The sequence below is a fragment of the Dongia mobilis genome (assembly GCF_004363235.1).
In the GTDB taxonomy this organism is placed as follows: Bacteria; Pseudomonadota; Alphaproteobacteria; order Dongiales; family Dongiaceae; genus Dongia; species Dongia mobilis.
This window is the reverse complement of record NZ_SNYW01000006.1, coordinates 495,336-513,269: the sequence shown is the minus strand read 5'-3', so window position 1 is coordinate 513,269 and position 17,934 is coordinate 495,336. Positions and strand designations below refer to the sequence as shown.

The window sequence follows — 17,934 nt, the reverse complement described above, 5'->3', positions numbered from 1 at the left end:
TTGGGGAATGGATCGTTGCATTCGAGTTTCATCCCGCTAATCATGCTGTCATGATTTGCGGATTGGATGCGGCCGGGGACGCGTTTTCGCGCCTGGTTCAGGAGATCTACGAAGCGGCGTCGGCACCGGAATTGTGGCCGCGTATCATGAACGGCATCGCCGCGGATATCGGCGCCGAATCGACGCATCTGATGGTCTACGATGCCGCGCGCCGGACCGAGATCCTGAACCGCTTCGAACATGGCGAACCGGAGGCCATCCGCGCCTATATGCGCGACTACCTGCCGATCGATCCACGGGTTCCCCGCAGATTGCACACCGATGCCGGCGCCGTCATCGCGGATCGGGACATCTGGTCGGCGGAGGAACGGCAGAACAGTCCCGTTTATCAGGACTTTCAGTTGAAGAACGGGCTGCACGACATCACCGGGGCGCATATGTCGATGGGCGGCACGCTCATCTGGTATGGGGTGGCGAAGGGTCGTCCCGGCGTTTTCTCCCGCCGCGAGACGATGCGGCTGCAGGCCTTCATGCCGCATATCGCGCAGAGCCTGCGGCTGCATCTTCATCTGCGCGACATCGCGACCCAGCGCGACATGCTGGGTCAGCTGTGGCATGACAGCGGCAAGGCCGTGCTGCTGGTCGATGCGCGCGGTCGAATCCGCTTCAGCAATCGCCTGGCCGAGGAACTGATCCGCGCCGGGATGATGCAGCAGCAGGAGGGCGCCCTGGCCTTCAGCGACAGTCGCACGAATGCAGCACTGCAGCGGGCGATCGCGACGATGCGGAACCCGACGCCATCATCCGCCGATCCGGCTTCAGGGACAGGCGCGCTGGTGGTCGATGCCCGGACCGGGCGCCAGTTCGGCGTTCGCCTGATGCGTCAGCTGAGCGGTCCCGGCGAAATGGACGTCCCGGGCGAGATGATCCTGGTCACCGTGACGCCCCTCGACCTGGAGCACAGTTTCTCGGAGCTGGAGTTGCAGCGTTTTGCCGCGCTGTTCGACCTTACCGACGCGGAACTGCGCGTGGTGGGTGCCCTCGCCGCAGGCGAGGACGTCGAGAGCTTCGCGCGCGCACGCCGCATCAAGGGCGATACCGCCCGGAAGCAGTTGAAGGCGGCCCTCGCCAAGACCGGAAGTCGCGGACAAAAGGATCTGCTGCGGCGGATCGAACGATTCTGCTTCCTGCGCACGCGCTGAGCCGGGCGGCTTGCCGGCGACAACACATTCTTCCAGACGACGAAGCGCGCCGGCCAGGGGTTGGTCCCGGACCGGCGCGCCTGCCGGAGAGAGAGCGCTTGCCACCTTTCTGGCGGCGGAAGTCACCAGAGCCGCCCGCGCAGGGCGACCAATCTCAGTCGTCCGAACTTTCCTTGTCGCCGCCGGCATCCATCATGGCACCCGCCACGAGGCCGGCATTGGCGCGGATCTTCTGCTCGATATCGTTGGCGATGGCCGGATTGTCGCGCAGGAACTGCTTGGCATTCTCGCGGCCCTGGCCGATGCGCTGGCCGCCATAGGAGAACCAGGCGCCGGATTTCTCGACCACCCCGGCGGCAACGCCGAGATCGATCAGTTCGCCGGTCTTGGAGATGCCCTCGCCATACATGATGTCGAACTCGACCACGCGGAAGGGCGGCGCCAGCTTGTTCTTCACCACCTTCACCTTGGTCTGGTTGCCAACCACGGTGTCCTTGTCCTTGATGGCGCCGATGCGGCGGATGTCGAGGCGCACCGAGGCATAGAATTTGAGCGCATTGCCGCCGGTCGTCGTTTCCGGATTGCCGAACATGACGCCGATCTTCATGCGGATCTGGTTGATGAAGATGACCATGCAGCGCGAGCGGTTGATCGAGCCGGTGAGCTTGCGCAAGGCCTGGCTCATCAGGCGGGCATGGAGGCCGACATGGCTGTCGCCCATCTCGCCCTCGAGCTCGGCGCGCGGAACCAGGGCGGCAACCGAGTCAACCACCAGGATGTCGATGGCGCCGGAGCGGACCAGCGTGTCGGCGATCTCGAGCGCCTGTTCGCCGGCATCAGGCTGCGAAATGAGGAGGTCGCCCACATTGACGCCGAGCTTGGCGGCATAGGCGGGGTCGAGGGCGTGTTCGGCATCGATATAGGCACAGGTGCCGCCGGCCTTCTGCGCCTCGGCGCAGGCCTGGAGCGCGAGCGTGGTCTTGCCGGAGCTTTCCGGGCCGTAGATCTCGATGATGCGGCCGCGCGGCAGGCCGCCGATGCCAAGCGCGATATCGAGGCCGAGCGAGCCGGTCGACACTACCTCGGTCTCGACCGCCTGCTCACTGGAGCCCAGCTTCATGATCGAGCCCTTGCCGAAGGCGCGCTCGATCTGGGCCAGCGCCGCGTCCAAAGCCTTGTTCTTGTCCATATTGTCCCTGTCCGGAATACGCACCACGTTCTGCGACATAAGCGTTCTCCCACCTTAGATCACAGCACCGGAGGGGTGACAATTTCGGCGCCGAATGGCCTCAATGTACATTCTTTGTTCCGGTTGTAAAGTATTTAGATCGAAAAGAGAACAAATAAACCTTTTCGACATTAAAACAACTAGATATGGGGCCCTCTGGGCATCGCCGCCTACCAGAGGAAAACGACCGCCCGGGGCCCCGCGGAGGTGGTGGGTGGGCCCGCGAATCGCGCGCCCGCAGCCGGGCCGATTGCCGATCCGGGACCAATGCGGCAGGATGGCGCCGCCGGGTCTGATGCGGGGGTTGGCGGACGCGGGCGCGCGCATTCTGGGCATTCAACATCTGGGCATTCAACCCGAGGGAAACAGCGATGGCATTCTGGATCGTGCTCGGCCTGATCGTGGCGATCGGGTTCTGGGGCGTTTCGCTCTACAACCGGCTGGTGCGCCTCAAGACCCAGGTGGCCAATGGCTGGGCGCAGATCGATGTGCAGTTGAAGCGCCGCTACGATCTCATTCCCAATCTGGTCGAGAGCGTCAAGGATTACATGGGCTATGAGCAGGAGACGCTGCGCCAGGTGATCGAGGCGCGCAATTCCGCGGTCAAGGCCAATGCCGGCACGGCGACACCCAGCGCCGCCTCGCTCAATGCCGAGAGCGCGCTTACCGCCTCGCTCGGCCGCCTCTTCGCCCTCTCCGAGAATTACCCCAATCTGAAGGCCAACGAGACGGTGCAGCAATTAATGGAGGAACTCTCCAGCACCGAGAACAAGATCGGCTTCGCGCGCCAGTTCTACAACGATTCCGCGACCGCCTATAACACCGCCGTGCTGAGCTTCCCGGACAATCTCATCGCCGGCCGCTTCGGCTTCGAGCAGGCGACTTTGTGGCAGGTGGCGGAAGCGGAACGCGCCGCGGTCGAGGCGGCCCCCAAGGTCGATCTGCGCTAGGCGCCGATGAACGCCGCCGTCACTGCGGAGCCGGTCACCGGGCCGCGCGTCAACGGCACCGATTTCCTCTCCGCCCAGGCCGAGAACCGGCGCAACACGCGCTGGCTGATACTGATCCTGATCCTGCTCGGCCTCATCCTCGGCTATGTCATCGGCTGGGCGCTGGAAGCCTGGGCGAGTGCCGATTACCAGGTCGCCGATACGCTCAACATCAGCGCCCTCGGCATCCTCGGCGCCCTTGCCCTCGGCGGAATTGGCATCATCGCCAGCATCGTCACCTTCTCGTCGGGCGACCGCATTATCATGAAGCTGACCGGTGCCGAGGAAGTGACGGCCGAGACCGAGCCGGTGCTGCACAACGTGGTCGAGGAGATGGCGATCGCCGCCGGCCTGCCGAAGCCGCGCGTCGCTGTCATCGAAACCGAGGCCCTCAACGCCTTTGCCACCGGCATGAGCCCGCAGAAGGCCACCATCGGCGTCACCCGCGGCCTCCTGAAATCCCTCAACCGCGAACAGCTGCAGGGCGTCGTCGCCCACGAAATGGGCCATGTCCTCAACCTCGATATCCGCTACATGGCGGCGGTCGGTATCATGGTGGGGCTGATCGCCCTCGTTTCCGACCTCGCCTTGCGTTCGCTGCGCATGGGCGGCCGCTCGCGCAGCTCCGGCAAGAAGGGCGGCGGGGCGCTCATCGTGCTCCTCATCCTGGTCCTGTTCGCGATCCTGGCGCCGCTCGCCGCCCAGGCGGTGCGCTTTGCCGTCTCGCGCCAGCGGGAATATCTGGCCGACGCCACCGCCGTGCAATTGACCCGCAACCCGCTGGGCCTCATCGGCGCGCTCAAGGTGCTGGAAGGCCACAAGGAAAAGGCGCCGGAGATCGGCAACCGCGCCACCCAGCACATCTTCATCGTCAACCCGGTGAAGGCCTTCAAAAGCGGTGGCAGCGCCCTCTTCGCCACCCATCCGTCGCTCGCCGAGCGGATTGAGCGACTGACAAATCTCGGGCGGGGTTAGGACGGCTGAGTGAAAAGATTCGCACGTATTGCCCTAACCTGGATTTCCGATGCTTCCGAGTGGCTCGCCGCAGTAGCTAATCCACCTTCTTCTAGGGGTTTTGGGGAGTTTAGTTTTGGCCTCATATTCACACCTGCGTCGTTACGATGAGATCAAAACCCTCCGTTCCTTAGATCCTGCAAGCTGTCTCATGGGCGCTGACGCCAGACAGTCTTCAAACTCTCCGCCGTTTCGCTGCATCGCCCTTCACCCTTAGAAGGCGAGTGACTGCTACATCGCCCCCTGCAAAAGCACTTCATCCAAGCCTGATCACGGCACGCGCCCCGATTTTGAGCCCCTAACTACTTAGGGGTCGTTCACTTTGCCGTACCCAATGGATTAGGGGGCGCATCATGCGCCATACCTTTTTCAGATATTTTTAACGCGACCCTCCGCAATGTCGCCCGCAACGCACCGCTTGCAACCGGTATGCGAATATATGCATTGAGGAACGTCCGTCATGAATCTCTCCCGTTTCAAGATCTCTACCAAGATATTCGTCATTATTGGCGTGCTGCTGGCAATCTGCGCGGTCATCACGGTAACTGCCATGACCTCGTTGAAAAGCCTCAGCGACGCCAGCAATGAAATGGAGCTGGCCTCGCGCGAGGCCTTTACCGGTGCGCGCATGCGCCAGAGTGTTATCGCCCTCAATCGAGCTGAGTTTCAGGTCGCCGCGAACCCGACAACCGAATTTGTTACCAACACCAAGGCTACGATCGGCACCCTGGAAGAACAGTTCAAGGACCGCCTCGCTGAAGTCAAGGAAACGGCTGACGCGCGTCAGATCGATTTGCTGTCGGATCTCGAAGCCGCATATCAGAAATACATGGCCAATCTCGCCAGCACGCTATCAGCAGCGGAAGCCGCAAGCGGTCAAGTTGAGGTGACGGGCCATCAGGAACGAATTATTGCCGAAGCGTTGAGCAGCCAGGATGACGCCAAGGCCCTGGAAGACGCAATTGTTGCTTTCTCGGAATACACCAGCAACAAGGTGGATACATTCTCTGCCTCTGCCACTGCTGAATATGAAAAAAGCAGCCTTTTCATCGGTGCCATCGCGATGCTTGGCCTAGTGCTCGGCATTCTGCTCGGCTGGATCATATCGCGCTTCGGCATCGTCAAGCCCATCCGCCTGATCGTCGGCTGCTTGCGCGACCTCGCCAACGGCGACCTCAATGTCAAGGTCTACGGCACCGAGCGAAAGGATGAAGTGGGTGAGATCTCAGCCACCCTCCAGGTGTTCAAGGACAACGCGATCGAGGTCGACCGACTGAAGCGGGAACAACTCGCCGCCGAAGAACGGGCCGCTGCCGAAAAACGCCAATCCATGCTGGCGCTTGCCGATCGCTTCCAGTCGAGCGTCGGCGGCATTGTCGGCAATGTGTCCTCGGCCGCCACCGAATTGCAGGCGACCGCCCTCACCATGTCCTCCACCGCCGAGGAAACCACCCGCCAGGCGGTCACGGTTGCGGCGGCATCCGACCAGGCCGCCACCAACGTCCAGACCGTCGCCAGCGCCGCGCAGGAACTTTCCAGTTCGGTCTCCGAAATCTCGCGTCAGGTATCGGAAGCCTCGGCGGTGGCTGGCCAGGCGGTGCGCGAGGCCGAACGCACCAGCGGCAGCGTCAAAAGCCTGTCCGAAGCCGCGCAGCAGATCGGCACCGTCGTCCAGCTGATCAGCGACATCGCCAGCCAGACCAACCTGCTTGCCCTAAACGCCACCATCGAGGCGGCACGCGCGGGCGAGGCGGGGCGGGGCTTCGCTGTGGTCGCGTCGGAGGTCAAGAGCCTGGCCACCCAAACCAGCAAGGCCACGGATGACATCTCCTCGCAGATCGGCACCATTCAATCTGCGACCAATGATGCCGTCTCGGCCATTCAGGGCATCAGCGCCATCATCATGCGCATTAGCGAGATCTCGACTGCCATCGCCTCCGCCGTGGAGGAGCAGGGTGCCGCGACCTCCGAAATCGCCCGCAATGTCGAGGAGGCATCGCACGGCACCAGGGAAGTGTCCTCGAATATCACCAGTGTCCAGCAGGCTGCCGGTGAAACGGGTGCTGCCGCCACCCAGGTCCAGGGGGCCGCAGGCTCGCTGGCTCAATATGGCGAGGAGTTGAGAAAGCAGGTGGATCAATTCCTTAACACCGTGCGCGCGGCCTGAACATCTGCCCATCCGGCGACAGGCCGGATGGGCCGGATTTGATGTTCATCAATTTTTTTGCTGAACTCGAGTGGTCGGCCTGGAACTAACCGGTTGATCACCCGTATCGCCTTCCGGTGCGACCACCGGTAGGCCCCTGAGGCAGATGCCTGCCCGTCGGCGTTTTGGCTGCGGTTACAGTGCGGTCAATCGTGATAGACGGAACAGGGTCCGTTGAACGGCAATCAACCGCAACAGTGATGGAGGACAGCGCCATCATGCGGGTTCTTTTTGCTGATCACCGCGTATTGCTGAGCGAGGCAATTGCCATCGCCTTGCAGACCCAGGATCTCGAAATCCAGACCACTCTGGCCGTCACTCTGCAACGCGCGCTCGATCTCTGCTGGGACGAAGAGTCTTTCGACATCATCGTGCTTTCGGACAATCTGCCGGGCATGGCAAATCTTAGCGGCTTGCTCTCCATCCGTGATGCCTGCCCCCTGTCGCGGATCCTGTTGCTGACGGATCAGCCTGACGCCGCCTTCCAGATCCGCGCCCGCGAACTCGGCGCCGCAGCTGTGCTGTCGCACCAGGCCGGCTGGGATGAACTCATGGCCTTGATCAAGCATCTAGGCGGGGCACAGCGCATTTTTGCCGGCAGCGCAGCTGCCCACGAACAACCCAGGCACAGGGAGCTGACCCGCCGCGAACGGGATGTGCTTGACCGCCTCATCCGCGGCCAATCCAACAAGGAAATCGCCCGCGACCTCGCCATGGCACCGATGACGGTCGCGATGCATCTCACCTCGATCTTCCGCAAACTCGGCGTCAGTAACCGCCTCCAGGCCGTGGCCTTGGCGCTCCGCCGCGACGACAACTAGATCTTCCAATTGGAACTGGTTTCCCACTCACCAGATACGCCCCCGCGAGGGATGCCATCATCCCGCCGTCATCTCCCGGCCCAAACCGCACCGGAAAGCGCCCAATGATGGCCGGCAACGGCCAGCTCGCCATCGGGAGATTCTGTAGGCAAAGGCCGCAATGCGCTCCCACCCCCCACACACTTTCGACAGGCCGCTTCCCGGCGTCGCGTGCGACGAGGCACGGATTGAGCGCCTGGCCATTCTGGACCGCAACGGTTAACTTGCTTAGATCAAACCGCGAACATCGCCGGGGATGTCTGCCAACGAACAGCGGCCCGGTTTACTCCCCGGGTCCTTCCTGCTAGAACCCGCCCGCTTTCGCAAAAAATCCATTTCCCCTTATTTCCCCACTTTTGAGAAACTGACCAGGTCGCCATGAAGATCAACGGCAACGCCATCCGTCCCGGCAACATCATCGAGCACCAGGGCCGCCTCTGGCGCGCCGTGAAGACGCAGCATGTGAAGCCCGGCAAGGGCGGCGCCTTCCTGCAGGTGGAACTGAAGGACATCCGCGATGGGACCAAGCTGAACGAGCGTTTCCGCTCGTCGGACACGGTCGACCGCGTGCGCCTCGATGAGAAGGAATACCAGTTCCTGTTCTCCTCGGGCGAGGACTACACCTTCATGGACAACGAGACCTTCGAGCAATTGACCGTGAATGCAGATCTGATCGGCGAGCCGGTGGTCTATCTGCAGGAAGGCATGGTGGTGACAGTCGAGAGCTATGAGGATTCGCCCATCTCGGTCACCCTGCCGGAAACCGTGGTCTGCCTGATCACCGAGGCCGATGCCGTGGTGAAGGGCCAGACCGCCTCCTCTTCCTACAAGCCGGCGGTACTGGAGAACGGTGTCCGCGTGCTGGTGCCGCCCCATGTCGAAAGCGGCACCCGGATCGTCGTGCGTACAGCCGATTCCGAATACGTCGAACGCGCGCGCGACTGAGCGGAGGCGATTGACCCAGCGATGGCAACCCGTTCGGCCCTCATCAATGTCATGTGCAAGGCCGCCGACAAGGCGGCCCGCAGCTTGCGCCGCGATTTCGGCGAGGTGGAACAGCTGCAGGTCTCGCAGAAGGGGCCGGCCGATTTCGTCAGCAATGCCGACATCAAGGCCGACCGCATCATCAAGGAAGAGCTGAAGAAGGCGCGGCCCGGCTTCGGTTTCATGATGGAGGAGAGCGGGACCGAGGCAGGCTCCGACCCGGATCATCGCTGGATCTGCGACCCACTCGACGGCACCACCAATTTCCTGCACGGGATTCCGCATTTCGCCATCTCGATCGCCCTCGAAGCCAAGGGCGAGATCGTGGCCGGCGTCGTCTTCGACCCGATCAAGGACGAGTTGTTCTGGGCCGAGAAGGGGGCAGGCGCCTTCCTCAACGAGCGGCGCATGCGCGTCTCGGGGCGCAAGAACATGAACGAATGCCTGCTCGGCACCGGCATCCCGTTCCGCGGCCACGGTCATTTCGACCGCTTCCTCGGCCAGATGGACAAGGCGATGCGCGAGACCGCCGGCGTGCGGCGCCTGGGGGCGGCCGCCCTCGACCTCGCCTATGTCGCGGCGGGCCGTTACGACGGCTTCTGGGAAGAATTTCTTTCGCCCTGGGACATGGCGGCCGGCATCGTCCTGGTGAAGGAGGCCGGCGGCTATGTCAGCGATCTCAAGGGCGGGCAGAGCATGCTGAAGTCGGGCGAGATCCTGGCCAGCAACAACACCCTCCATGCACCGATTCAGGCGCTGATCGGCCACCGCTGACGCGCGCGACGATGGCTGTGGGCGCTAACATCTTCTGCCGCTTCGCAAAAGCGCGGGTTGTAGGGACAAAATCGGATCGGTTATAGTCACCGCCAAATCGCGATCTACAAAATCAAGGCAGTGGCAGGCGGGATATGACCCAGAAGGCTTTTTCCGGACGCGCTCTGGCGGCGGGCATGGTGGCGGCATCGCTGATGGCGCTGGCCGGGACGGCCGAGGCACAGCAAGCCTATTATTTTCCGCAGGCAGGCAACGGCCCGGTCACCGTCAACTACAGCGCGCTCAATCCCTATGCGGCACCGGGCTACCCGGTCCCCGGCTACCAGCCCTATGGAACGCCGGGCGCACAGCCGCAATCGGTCTTCACGCCGCAGGGTGCGGCCCCGGCCTATGCTGCGCCAGTCTATTATGGTACGCCGGCCTATCAGCCGGTCTATGCAGCGCCCAGCAGCCAGTTCCTGCCCGGTCAGGTGACGACCGGACCGGCCGGCCGGCCGGCGGCGGTCAGCCCGATCACCTATAACGCGCCGATTCCCCAGGCGCCCTTCGTGGCGCCCTATGCCAACCCCTATGCCCCGCAGCAGGCGGGGCTTGGCTATCCCGGCGCGCCGCAAAGCTATCTCAACGTCCCCGGCCAGGCGCCGGTCGCCCTGATCGGGACACCGCAGCCCGGCGCCAAGCCGTTCGACCCGAACTTCGCCCGGAAGACGACGCGCAAGGTGGTCCCGAGTGAGGCCGCCAGCACCGATGCGGTCGAGCAAGCCGCGGCGGCTCAGGTCGCGGCGGTCGAGGCCCAGCTTGAATCCGGCCCGCCAACCCCGCCGGCCCCGCCGAGCGAGGTGCCGGCCAGCGTACCCTCGCCCGCCGAGACCGCCGCCGGTGCCATCGCGGCAGCCCCGGCACCCGCAGCCGCTGAAGCTCAGGCGACCCCGGCCGCGCCGGCAGCGGAAGAACCCGTCAGCGAGGCAGCGCCGGCCGAGCCCGCCACCATCGAGCCGCCGGCCGAGGGCGAAACCCAAACCGCATCGGTCGAACCCGCCGCCGAGGCGGAAGCGCCGGCCGAAGATGCCGCCGCCGCGGCGCTCCCCGCCGGCTCGGCACGCCTCGTCTTCGACCCCGGCGCCGACGATCTGCCGGCCGGTGCCAACGGCGAACTCGACGCCATTGCCGACCGCATGATGGCGGATGACAGCATCAAGGTGCAGGTGCTGGCCTATAGCAGCGCCAGCGGCGAGAACGAGAGCCAGGCCCGCCGCAAGGCACTCTCGCGCGGCCTCGAGGTGCGCAAATACCTCATCAACAAGGGCGTGCGCTCGAACCGCATCGACGTGCGGGCGCTGGGCTCGAAGAGCGAGGGCGGCCCGGCCGACCGGGTCGATATCGTGCCGAGTGCCGGCTGACCGGCGCGCCGGCAGCGAGCGATTGCGACCAGCGCAATTCTGACATGAGCCATCCGCGATGAGCCGACCGACACGTCAACTGATCTGGATGTTGGTGGCGCTGGCGGCGGTCGGCCTCACCACCGGTCTGTTGGCGGGGCCGATCTCGATTGCCTTCTCGCACAATCCGGCCCTGAATTCCGGCATCATCGTGGTGCTGGTGATCGGCATCATTTTCACCTTCTGGCAGGTGATCCGCCTCAACACCGACATCAACTGGCTGGAGGATTTCCGCAAGGCCGGCTATCCGTCCAGCTTCGCCCAGCCGCGCCTGCTCGCCCCCATGGCGGCAATGCTGAAGGACAAGACCGGGCGGTTCACCCTCAACGCCTCCTCGCTGCGCTCGCTGCTGGACGGCATCCAGTCGCGCCTCGACGACAGCCGCGAGATCAGCCGCTACCTCGCCAGCCTGCTGATCTTCTTAGGGTTGCTCGGCACCTTCTGGGGCCTGCTTGGCACGGTCAAGGGGGTGGCCGATGCCATCACCAATCTGCAGATTGTCGGCGGCCAGGACCCCGCCGTCACCTTCGACACGCTGAAGTCCAGCCTGGCGGCACCGCTTTCCGGCATGGGCATCGCCTTTTCCTCCTCGCTCTTCGGCCTCGCCGGCTCGCTCATCATCGGCTTCCTGGAACTGCAGGCGAGCCAGGCGCAGAACCGATTCTTCAACGAGCTCGAGGATTGGCTCTCCGGCCAGACCCGGCTCACCAGTGGCAGCGGCGCCTTCGCCGATGCCGGCGACCAGCCGATCCCGGCCTATATCCAGGCGCTACTGGAGCAGACCGCGGAATCGATGGGCGAGCTGCAGCGCATCATGCAGCGCTCGGAGGAGGCGCGCGGCGCCTCGGCCCAGGGCTTCAAGCTGCTGGCCGACCAGCTGGTCATGCTGGGCGACCAGCTCAACAACCAGCAGCAGGTGACGGCGCGCCTGGCCGAGATGCAGGGCGAGATGCGCAGCGCGCTGGGCCGCCTCGGCGACCTCGCCGCCAGCGGCGGCTTCGGCATCGACGCCAACAGCCGGACCCATCTCAGGAATATCGACACGCATCTCGCGCGTCTGGCCGAGGATGTGGCCCAGGGCCGCAACCAGTCGGTCCAGGACATCCGCGCCGAGATCAAGGTGTTGGCCCGCACCATCGCCGCCGCCGCCAGCAGCGAGCGGTAAGGCATGAGCGCCGCCAGAGGCCGCCGCTCAAGACCGCTCGAGGCCTGGCCGGGCTATGTCGATGTGCTGTCGACGCTTCTCATGGTCATCGTCTTCGTCCTCATGGTCTTCGTGGTGGCGCAGATGTTCCTCTCGCTCGCCCTCTCCGGCCGCGACGACGCGCTCGCCAAGCTCAATGCGCAGGTGCTGGAGATCGCCTCGATGCTGGCGATGGAGCAGAAGACCAGCGAGGATCTCCGCGCCCAGCTGTCGCAGATGTCCGGCGAGCTGGCGAGTTCCACCGCCGAGCGCGACCAGTTGAAGGACCAGCTCACCGTGGTGATCGGCGAGCGCGACGCGGCACAGCGGCAATCGGCCCTTTCCGAGGAACAGGCGAAAAAGCTGGCAGAGGCCTATCAGACCATCGACGCCGACCGCGAGCGCATCGCCGCCCTGGTGGCCGACATCGCCGCCCTGCAGAGCCTCAAGGACGATCTCTCACAGAAACTGCTCTCGGCCGATGACGAGAAGCAGAAGATTACCGACGAGGCCAGGCTGCAGATGGAAATCCTCAATCAGCAGACGCTGGCGCTCCGCCAGGAACTGGCCCGCATCTCCGCCCTCCTCGAAGCTTCCGAGGCAAAGACCAGGGAGCAGGAGGTGCAGATCGTCGATCTCGGCAACCGCCTTAACGCGGCGCTGGCGTCGAAGGTCGAGGAACTGGCGCGCTACCGCTCGGAATTCTTCGGCCGGCTGCGCGAGGTGCTGGGCAATCGCGACGACATCCGCATCGTCGGCGACCGTTTCGTGTTCCAGTCGGAGGTGCTGTTCGCCTCAGGCTCGGCCACCATTGAGGAGGCCGGCAAGGCGCAGCTCGACGAATTGGCGACGACGCTGATCCTGCTCTCGCTCAACATTCCGGAAGACCTCGACTGGGTGCTGCGCATCGACGGGCATACCGACAAGCGGCCGATCGCCACCTATCAGTTCCCGTCCAATTGGGAGCTTTCCACCGCCCGCGCCGTCGCCGTCGCCAAATACCTGATCGATCGCGGCCTGCCGCCCGACCGCCTGGTGACGGCCGGCTACGCCGAGTTCCGCCCGCTCGACCCCGCCGATACGGACGAGGCCTTCACCAAGAACCGCCGCATCGAGTTCAAGCTGGACCAGCGCTGAGGATGACGCCGATCCCCGGCACGGATGGCTATGCCAGGGAAGCCGATCGGCTCGCCGTCCAGTATGAGAGCTTCACCTTCGAGGCGCTGCACCGGCCGATCTTTCCGTTCTTTCCGCCGCAGCCGCGCCACGTGCTCGATATCGGCGCCGGCACCGGGCGCGACGCCGCCGGTTTCGCGGCCATGGGCGACCATGTCCTGGCGGTCGAGCCCGTGGCCGAGATGCGCGCCCATGCCGTGCGCCTGCACCCCTCGCCGCTGATCGAGTGGCTGGATGATTCCCTCCCCGACCTCGCGCGGGTCAGGGCACGGGGCAAGACCTTCGACATCGTCATGCTGACCGCCGTGCTGATGCATTTCGACGCCGGAGAACGCGGCTCTATCCTGGCGAACGTCGCGGAGCTGATCGCCCCCGGCGGCATCCTGGCGCTGTCCTTGCGTCACGGCCCCACGCCGCCGGGCCGACGCATGTTCCCGGTCGATGACGACAACATCCGCGCGCTCGGCGAGGCGCTGGGGTTGGAGACGAAACTGATGCTCGCGGGGAAGAAGGACAAGTTCCAGCGCGACGAAGTCACCTGGTCGCGGCTGGTATTCGGGCGGGGCTTCTAGCGCCCCGTCACGCCATCTGGTGGAATTCGAATTGCGGCTGGCCGGCTGGGCTGAGGCGCAGTTCCTGGCGGCGGTCGCCGGTGCGGCGGTCCGCGGCGCGGCGATCCTGTGCCGTGTCGCGGCGCTCGGCCAAGCGCCGGTTGGCGAGGCGCCGGTCGCCCGGATAGGGGGCGGCATTCCACCATTCGCCGGCACGCCGGTCGTTGCGGCGCCGGTCGCCGGCGCGACGGTCGGTCCCGCGCCGGTCGCTGGCACGGCGGTCGCTGGCGGCAGTACCGGCCATGACCAGTTCCAGATGCGCCTGGCGATCGCGCTCGGCGGCGTCGAGTTCGGCCGCCACGCGGCGGATGTCGGCGGCGCGGGCCGCCACCAGCATCGGCAGATCGGCCTCGCAGGCGGTCAGCAGATGATGGTTCTCGCGTCCCTCGACCGCACCGCTCATCGGATCGAGGGCGCCGAAGACGCCGATGCAGATCGAGCCGGAGCATTCGATGCTGTGGTCGCCATAGCGCTCGACGCGACCGTCACTGGCCATGGCAAGATGGTCCCAGAAACGCTCCAACCCCAGGACCGAATAGCCGACAAAGCGGCGATAGCCCTTCATGCGGGCGAAATTGAAGCCGAAGGTGCCGAGCGCGAAGGCGACGCCGCGGGCGCCATAGCGGCCCTTGCGAAATTGCGGCAGCACGGCAAGGCGTTCGGGAATGACGAAATCGGCGAAATAGCGCAGCCGCATGGTGCCGGCCACCTGGCCGTGCACGCGGGCAATGATCTGGGTGGCACTGAAATCGTTGCCGTCGAATTCCTCGTGCTCGGCGCAGCCGAATTCATGCACGAAGACCGCCCGGCGAATCTCCATCGCCTCCAGGAGGTCAGCAACCTCCTTGATGACGGAAACCTCGATCTGGCCCCCGATCTGGGACTGGCTCTCGATCCGCGTCATGCACCCCTCGCTCGCTCCCGCCATCCCTTCTGCCCGAAATCCCTTCTGTTGGACCCAGGCATTGGCAAGAACGATTCCCGTCAGGACTCGCGCCCAAGGCATCCTGTCCCCTTAGCCAATCACCCGACAGGATGCGGTTCTCATTCTCAACAAAATCAATCCTAAAGCGCAAGTCGTTAAAATTTTATGTGAATTTTTGGCAAGTTTTCTTTTTAATTGAGTTACTTATTGTGTACGCTTTTAGGACATCCAGCACATCCAGGGGTGAATTCGAGGAATTCTGGCCCAAAAAATCTGCCGCGCCTCGCGAGTCGGCGGAAGGCCGCCATCATCTGTCGGCCGCGAAAGGGCGGTTCACTCGTTGACCGGCCGGATGAGGACAAGGCGCTCCGGCAGGAAGAAGCCGGCCCAGTTGCGTGCGAATTGGCCTTGCCGTTGCGGCGTGAAATCGGTGAGGACCAGTTCGTCCGGCACGACCTCACTCCCCACCACCAGGCGGCCGGCCAATGCCCCGTCGGTAAAGGCGACAGCAAACCGCTCACCCACCGGTTTCCAGGCCAATTCGAGCCGGTCGGCTTGCATCGACGCCACGACAAAGAGGCGCCAGGGGTCGCCGTCCTTCTCCTGCACCTCGATGAACAAGGTGTCGTCGACACGCCGCAACAACAGGGGAATGGCATCCTCGATCGGGTTCCCGTCGGGATCCGCCTCGGCCACGCTGAACCGCCCGGAGGACGGCTCGACATCCTCGACCCGAAAGAAACCGGGCTCGCCACCGGGCTCGACTGGCTGTGCCACCCAAAGGCCGGACCATTGCCCGGCGCGGGCCGGCTCGGCCACCCCGATCGGCTCGGCGTGCTGCACGAAGCAGGCGGCAAGGCCCAGGGCGAACAGGAGGGAGAGCACGGACCGCAGGCTGCGCATGGCAGGGCCTCCTCGGGATCGAGCGCAAGAATGGACAAGACTAGCCGGGACCAGGGGTCCAAGACTATGACGCGGCACACGTTGCGGGTTCGCGGGACGAGGATTGTCCTGCCGGCGGGTACGGCTTGTGTACTGGACCGCGCCGCGTCATCGTGCGATGCGACCGCCCGCCGTCCGAGATCCGAACGGCATCACAGAAAATTGGATGAGAGAATGAGCGAGGCACCAAGACCGGACCAGTCAACTTTCAATCTGCTGCCCTGGCTGGTGGTCGGCTTTGCTTTCCTGGCACTTGCCCTCGCCTTTTCGGCGCGCGCCGCGACCGGCCTTGTCATGCCGATCTGGGAAAGCGAGCTCGGCTGGTCCAGGAGCCATGTCTCCAACACGGTCGCGGTGACGCTTCTCGTCATGGCGGGCCTCGCCCCCATTGCCGGGCGGATGGTCGACCGGCATGGTGTCCGGGTGCTGCTCGCGGGCGGCCTCGTCCTCATCGGCATCGGCTGCCTCGCCATCGCCGCCACCAGCAACCGCTTCGTTTTCTCCCTGGCGCTGGCCGTGATCGCAGGTGCCGGCTTCAGCATCGTTGCCACCCATGTGGTCTCGACGGCGATCGCGCGCCTGTTCGAGCGCAATCGCGGCCTCGCCCTTGGCATCGCCACCTCGGGCTCGACCGGCGGGCAATTCCTGATCGTGCCGCTGATCGCCCTCGTCCTTGCCCAATTCAGCTGGCGCTGGAGCTATGCCGCCATCGGCATCGCCTGCCTGATGCTGGCGCCGCTCCTCTGGCGCATGCTGGCGCCGCGCCCGGGCAGCGCCGCCGCGCATCACGGCAGCCAGGGCAGCTTCGCCGCCGACACAGCCTATCTGCTGACCAAACCCGCCTTCCACATATTGTTCTGGAGCTTCCTCCTCTGCGGCTTCACCACGACAGGGGTGATCGAGACGCATCTCATGCCCTATGCCCAGTTCTGCGGCTTCGGGCCGGTCACCAGCGCCACGGCCTATGGCCTGCTCTCGGCGGTCAACATGCTAGGGATGATCTTCTCCGGCTGGCTGACCGACCGCATGAACCGGGTGACGCTGCTGGGCGGGATCTATGTGCTGCGCGGCCTCACCTTCATCGTGCTCCTCAACATCGGCGTCGAGGTCGAACTGCTGATGGTCTTTGCCGTGCTCTTCGGCATCTTCGACTATTCGACCGTGCCGCCCACGGCGAGTCTCGCCGCTTCGCATCTCGGTCTCCGCGTTATGGGCCTCGCCATGGGCCTCATCTCTGCCGGCCATTCCCTGGGCGGAGCACTCGGCGCCATGGCCGGCGGTTATCTCTTCGACAATATCGGAACCTACGAGTGGATCTGGCTCTCCTCCATCTTCCTCGCGATCCTCGCCGGACTGATGGTGTTCCTGATGAGGGACCGCGGTACCGGGCGCCTCGCCCCGCTCCCAGCGGAATGAGGGCTCAGAACTTGCGGTCCTGGTAGGGCAGCCCCTTGCCGTCCTCGCAATAGCCCTTGAGGCTCAAAAGGAAGACGCCCCAATTGTAATTGCAGAAGCGGTAGAACTCGGTGACGGCGCGCCATTTCTCCTGTTTCAGCGTGACCGCCACCTTGTCCCTTCTCTGTTCCAGCTCGAAGCTGATCTCGGTGCCGATCCATTGCGGGTCGGAATCGATGCATTCCCAGATGACGCGCCGGTCGGGCTCGAAGGCCACCACCTTCATGCGGTCCGGCTTGCCTTCACCGAAATGGAAGGTGTTGACGGCACCCAGCGCTGGGGTCACCGACAATCTGTCGGTCCACACGGCGGCGAGGCCGGGTTCGGTGGTGAGGGCCGCGAAAACCTTGCCGATGGGTGCCTTTACATACTGGATCTGCTCGATGCTGGGCATGGCGGTCACCCGGCAATGCGCGCATCATAGTCGCGTTCCAGCGCCGTATGGGTCGGCCAGAAGGGCTGCGGCGCCCTGCCTGCGAGCCGGTCGGCGAGGATGCCGAGATGGGCATGCCAGCCGCCGGCAACACTCACCATTATGGGGCGGTTGTCGAGACGCCGGTGCGTCAGGGTGAGGCGCACCTGCCGGCCCGCGGGCGCGAGTTCGAAGGTCACCTCCGAGCCGCCATCGCCCCAGAGATAGGCGAGACGGTGCGGCTTCTCCCAGGCCGTCACCTTGCCGGTGACCGAACTGCAATCGGCGTCCTCGTAATTCTTCGGCGGCGGCGCCTTGACCGGCGACAGTTCGGCGTTGCGAAAGCTGAGTTCCACCCGGCCGCCGATGCGCGGCTCGATCGGCCCACGCGCCAGCCACAGCCCGCGCTTTTCCGAATCGGTGAGGAATTCCCAGACCCGCTCGATCGGACCCGGCAGCAGGCGTTCGAAGACGATCGTGCCGGCTTCGGTGATGGTGCCATGACTTTCGGCGACTTGCGGGCTCATGGGTCGG

The 17,934-nt window shown here is 64.6% G+C and carries 17 protein-coding genes; 12 read left to right on the top strand and 5 right to left on the bottom strand.

Annotated features, from left to right (window positions below; genetic code table 11):
* Window positions 1-50 precede the first annotated feature (50 nt).
* Window positions 51-1,202 (top strand): helix-turn-helix transcriptional regulator, encoded by a 1,152-nt coding sequence (locus A8950_RS03950; RefSeq protein WP_133612294.1) that lies wholly within the window; start codon window positions 51-53, stop codon window positions 1,200-1,202.
* Window positions 1,203-1,356: 154 nt separating this feature from the next.
* Here A8950_RS03950 and recA read toward each other — a convergent pair whose 3' ends face one another.
* A complete protein-coding gene (gene recA, locus A8950_RS03945) occupies window positions 1,357-2,430 on the bottom strand; it encodes a recombinase RecA (protein WP_133612293.1) in 1,074 nt (357 codons plus the stop codon).
* A 371-nt stretch (window positions 2,431-2,801) separates the two neighbouring features.
* Here recA and A8950_RS03940 point away from each other — a divergent pair, with 371 nt between their 5' ends.
* The 10 genes from A8950_RS03940 to A8950_RS03895 all read left to right on the top strand — a co-directional run bounded on the left by A8950_RS03940 (window position 2,802) and on the right by A8950_RS03895 (window position 13,627).
* Window positions 2,802-3,380 (top strand): LemA family protein, encoded by a 579-nt coding sequence (locus A8950_RS03940; RefSeq protein WP_133612292.1) that lies wholly within the window; start codon window positions 2,802-2,804, stop codon window positions 3,378-3,380.
* A 6-nt stretch (window positions 3,381-3,386) separates the two neighbouring features.
* Window positions 3,387-4,394, top strand: coding sequence for a M48 family metallopeptidase (locus tag A8950_RS03935; RefSeq protein ID WP_133612291.1), 1,008 nt, complete (start codon window positions 3,387-3,389; stop codon window positions 4,392-4,394).
* Between the two features lie 499 nt (window positions 4,395-4,893).
* Window positions 4,894-6,600, top strand: a complete 1,707-nt coding sequence (locus tag A8950_RS03930) for a methyl-accepting chemotaxis protein (protein WP_133612290.1) — start codon at window positions 4,894-4,896, stop codon at window positions 6,598-6,600.
* 257 nt (window positions 6,601-6,857) lie between these two features.
* Entirely contained in the window at window positions 6,858-7,460 is a 603-nt protein-coding gene (locus A8950_RS03925) for a response regulator transcription factor (protein ID WP_166644984.1), read from the top strand.
* Window positions 7,461-7,877: 417 nt separating this feature from the next.
* Window positions 7,878-8,444, top strand: a complete 567-nt coding sequence (efp, locus tag A8950_RS03920) for an elongation factor P (protein WP_133612288.1) — start codon at window positions 7,878-7,880, stop codon at window positions 8,442-8,444.
* Window positions 8,445-8,465: 21 nt separating this feature from the next.
* Window positions 8,466-9,257: an inositol monophosphatase family protein gene (locus A8950_RS03915; protein WP_133612287.1), complete on the top strand. Its 792-nt coding sequence runs from the start codon at window positions 8,466-8,468 to the stop codon at window positions 9,255-9,257.
* 134 nt (window positions 9,258-9,391) lie between these two features.
* A complete protein-coding gene (locus tag A8950_RS03910; protein WP_133612286.1) occupies window positions 9,392-10,657 on the top strand; it encodes an OmpA family protein in 1,266 nt (421 codons plus the stop codon).
* Between the two features lie 58 nt (window positions 10,658-10,715).
* A complete protein-coding gene (locus A8950_RS03905; RefSeq protein ID WP_133612285.1) occupies window positions 10,716-11,861 on the top strand; it encodes a flagellar motor protein MotA in 1,146 nt (381 codons plus the stop codon).
* Window positions 11,862-11,864: 3 nt separating this feature from the next.
* Window positions 11,865-13,016 (top strand): peptidoglycan -binding protein, encoded by a 1,152-nt coding sequence (locus tag A8950_RS03900; protein WP_133612284.1) that lies wholly within the window; start codon window positions 11,865-11,867, stop codon window positions 13,014-13,016.
* A gap of 2 nt (window positions 13,017-13,018) precedes the next feature.
* Window positions 13,019-13,627, top strand: coding sequence for a class I SAM-dependent methyltransferase (locus A8950_RS03895; RefSeq protein WP_133612283.1), 609 nt, complete (start codon window positions 13,019-13,021; stop codon window positions 13,625-13,627).
* 7 nt (window positions 13,628-13,634) lie between these two features.
* Here A8950_RS03895 and A8950_RS03890 read toward each other — a convergent pair whose 3' ends face one another.
* Window positions 13,635-14,570, bottom strand: coding sequence for a GNAT family N-acetyltransferase (locus tag A8950_RS03890; RefSeq protein WP_133612282.1), 936 nt, complete (start codon window positions 14,568-14,570; stop codon window positions 13,635-13,637).
* A gap of 354 nt (window positions 14,571-14,924) precedes the next feature.
* The gene (locus A8950_RS03885; protein WP_133612281.1) at window positions 14,925-15,494 is read right to left on the bottom strand and encodes a hypothetical protein; all 570 of its coding nucleotides are present in this window, start codon (window positions 15,492-15,494) and stop codon (window positions 14,925-14,927) included.
* Between the two features lie 213 nt (window positions 15,495-15,707).
* On the opposite strand from A8950_RS03885, the gene A8950_RS03880 reads away from it, so the two are divergent.
* On the top strand, window positions 15,708-16,949 hold the full coding sequence (locus A8950_RS03880; protein ID WP_133612280.1) for an MFS transporter: 1,242 nt from the start codon (window positions 15,708-15,710) through the stop codon (window positions 16,947-16,949).
* Between the two features lie 4 nt (window positions 16,950-16,953).
* Here the strand turns inward: A8950_RS03880 and A8950_RS03875 are convergent, their stop codons facing one another.
* On the bottom strand, window positions 16,954-17,382 hold the full coding sequence (locus A8950_RS03875; protein ID WP_133612279.1) for an SRPBCC family protein: 429 nt from the start codon (window positions 17,380-17,382) through the stop codon (window positions 16,954-16,956).
* 5 nt (window positions 17,383-17,387) lie between these two features.
* Window positions 17,388-17,927, bottom strand: a complete 540-nt coding sequence (locus tag A8950_RS03870; protein ID WP_133612278.1) for an SRPBCC family protein — start codon at window positions 17,925-17,927, stop codon at window positions 17,388-17,390.
* Window positions 17,928-17,934: the final 7 nt, after the last annotated feature.

What these genes read in the sequence shown, in the direction of transcription:
- A8950_RS03880 (WP_133612280.1), top strand. Translation starts at nt 15,708, where the DNA reads ATGAGCGAGGCACCAAGACCGGACCAGTCAACTTTCAATCTGCTGCCC.
- A8950_RS03940 (WP_133612292.1), top strand. Translation starts at nt 2,802, where the DNA reads ATGGCATTCTGGATCGTGCTCGGCCTGATCGTGGCGATCGGGTTCTGG.
- A8950_RS03875 (WP_133612279.1), bottom strand. Translation starts at nt 17,382, where the DNA reads ATGCCCAGCATCGAGCAGATCCAGTATGTAAAGGCACCCATCGGCAAG.
- A8950_RS03910 (WP_133612286.1), top strand. Translation starts at nt 9,392, where the DNA reads ATGACCCAGAAGGCTTTTTCCGGACGCGCTCTGGCGGCGGGCATGGTG.
- A8950_RS03900 (WP_133612284.1), top strand. Translation starts at nt 11,865, where the DNA reads ATGAGCGCCGCCAGAGGCCGCCGCTCAAGACCGCTCGAGGCCTGGCCG.
- A8950_RS03950 (WP_133612294.1), top strand. Translation starts at nt 51, where the DNA reads ATGATTTGCGGATTGGATGCGGCCGGGGACGCGTTTTCGCGCCTGGTT.
- A8950_RS03930 (WP_133612290.1), top strand. Translation starts at nt 4,894, where the DNA reads ATGAATCTCTCCCGTTTCAAGATCTCTACCAAGATATTCGTCATTATT.
- A8950_RS03890 (WP_133612282.1), bottom strand. Translation starts at nt 14,570, where the DNA reads ATGACGCGGATCGAGAGCCAGTCCCAGATCGGGGGCCAGATCGAGGTT.
- recA (WP_133612293.1), bottom strand. Translation starts at nt 2,430, where the DNA reads ATGTCGCAGAACGTGGTGCGTATTCCGGACAGGGACAATATGGACAAG.
- A8950_RS03915 (WP_133612287.1), top strand. Translation starts at nt 8,466, where the DNA reads ATGGCAACCCGTTCGGCCCTCATCAATGTCATGTGCAAGGCCGCCGAC.
- A8950_RS03925 (WP_166644984.1), top strand. Translation starts at nt 6,858, where the DNA reads ATGCGGGTTCTTTTTGCTGATCACCGCGTATTGCTGAGCGAGGCAATT.
- A8950_RS03885 (WP_133612281.1), bottom strand. Translation starts at nt 15,494, where the DNA reads ATGCGCAGCCTGCGGTCCGTGCTCTCCCTCCTGTTCGCCCTGGGCCTT.
- efp (WP_133612288.1), top strand. Translation starts at nt 7,878, where the DNA reads ATGAAGATCAACGGCAACGCCATCCGTCCCGGCAACATCATCGAGCAC.
- A8950_RS03935 (WP_133612291.1), top strand. Translation starts at nt 3,387, where the DNA reads ATGAACGCCGCCGTCACTGCGGAGCCGGTCACCGGGCCGCGCGTCAAC.
- A8950_RS03870 (WP_133612278.1), bottom strand. Translation starts at nt 17,927, where the DNA reads ATGAGCCCGCAAGTCGCCGAAAGTCATGGCACCATCACCGAAGCCGGC.
- A8950_RS03905 (WP_133612285.1), top strand. Translation starts at nt 10,716, where the DNA reads ATGAGCCGACCGACACGTCAACTGATCTGGATGTTGGTGGCGCTGGCG.
- A8950_RS03895 (WP_133612283.1), top strand. Translation starts at nt 13,019, where the DNA reads ATGACGCCGATCCCCGGCACGGATGGCTATGCCAGGGAAGCCGATCGG.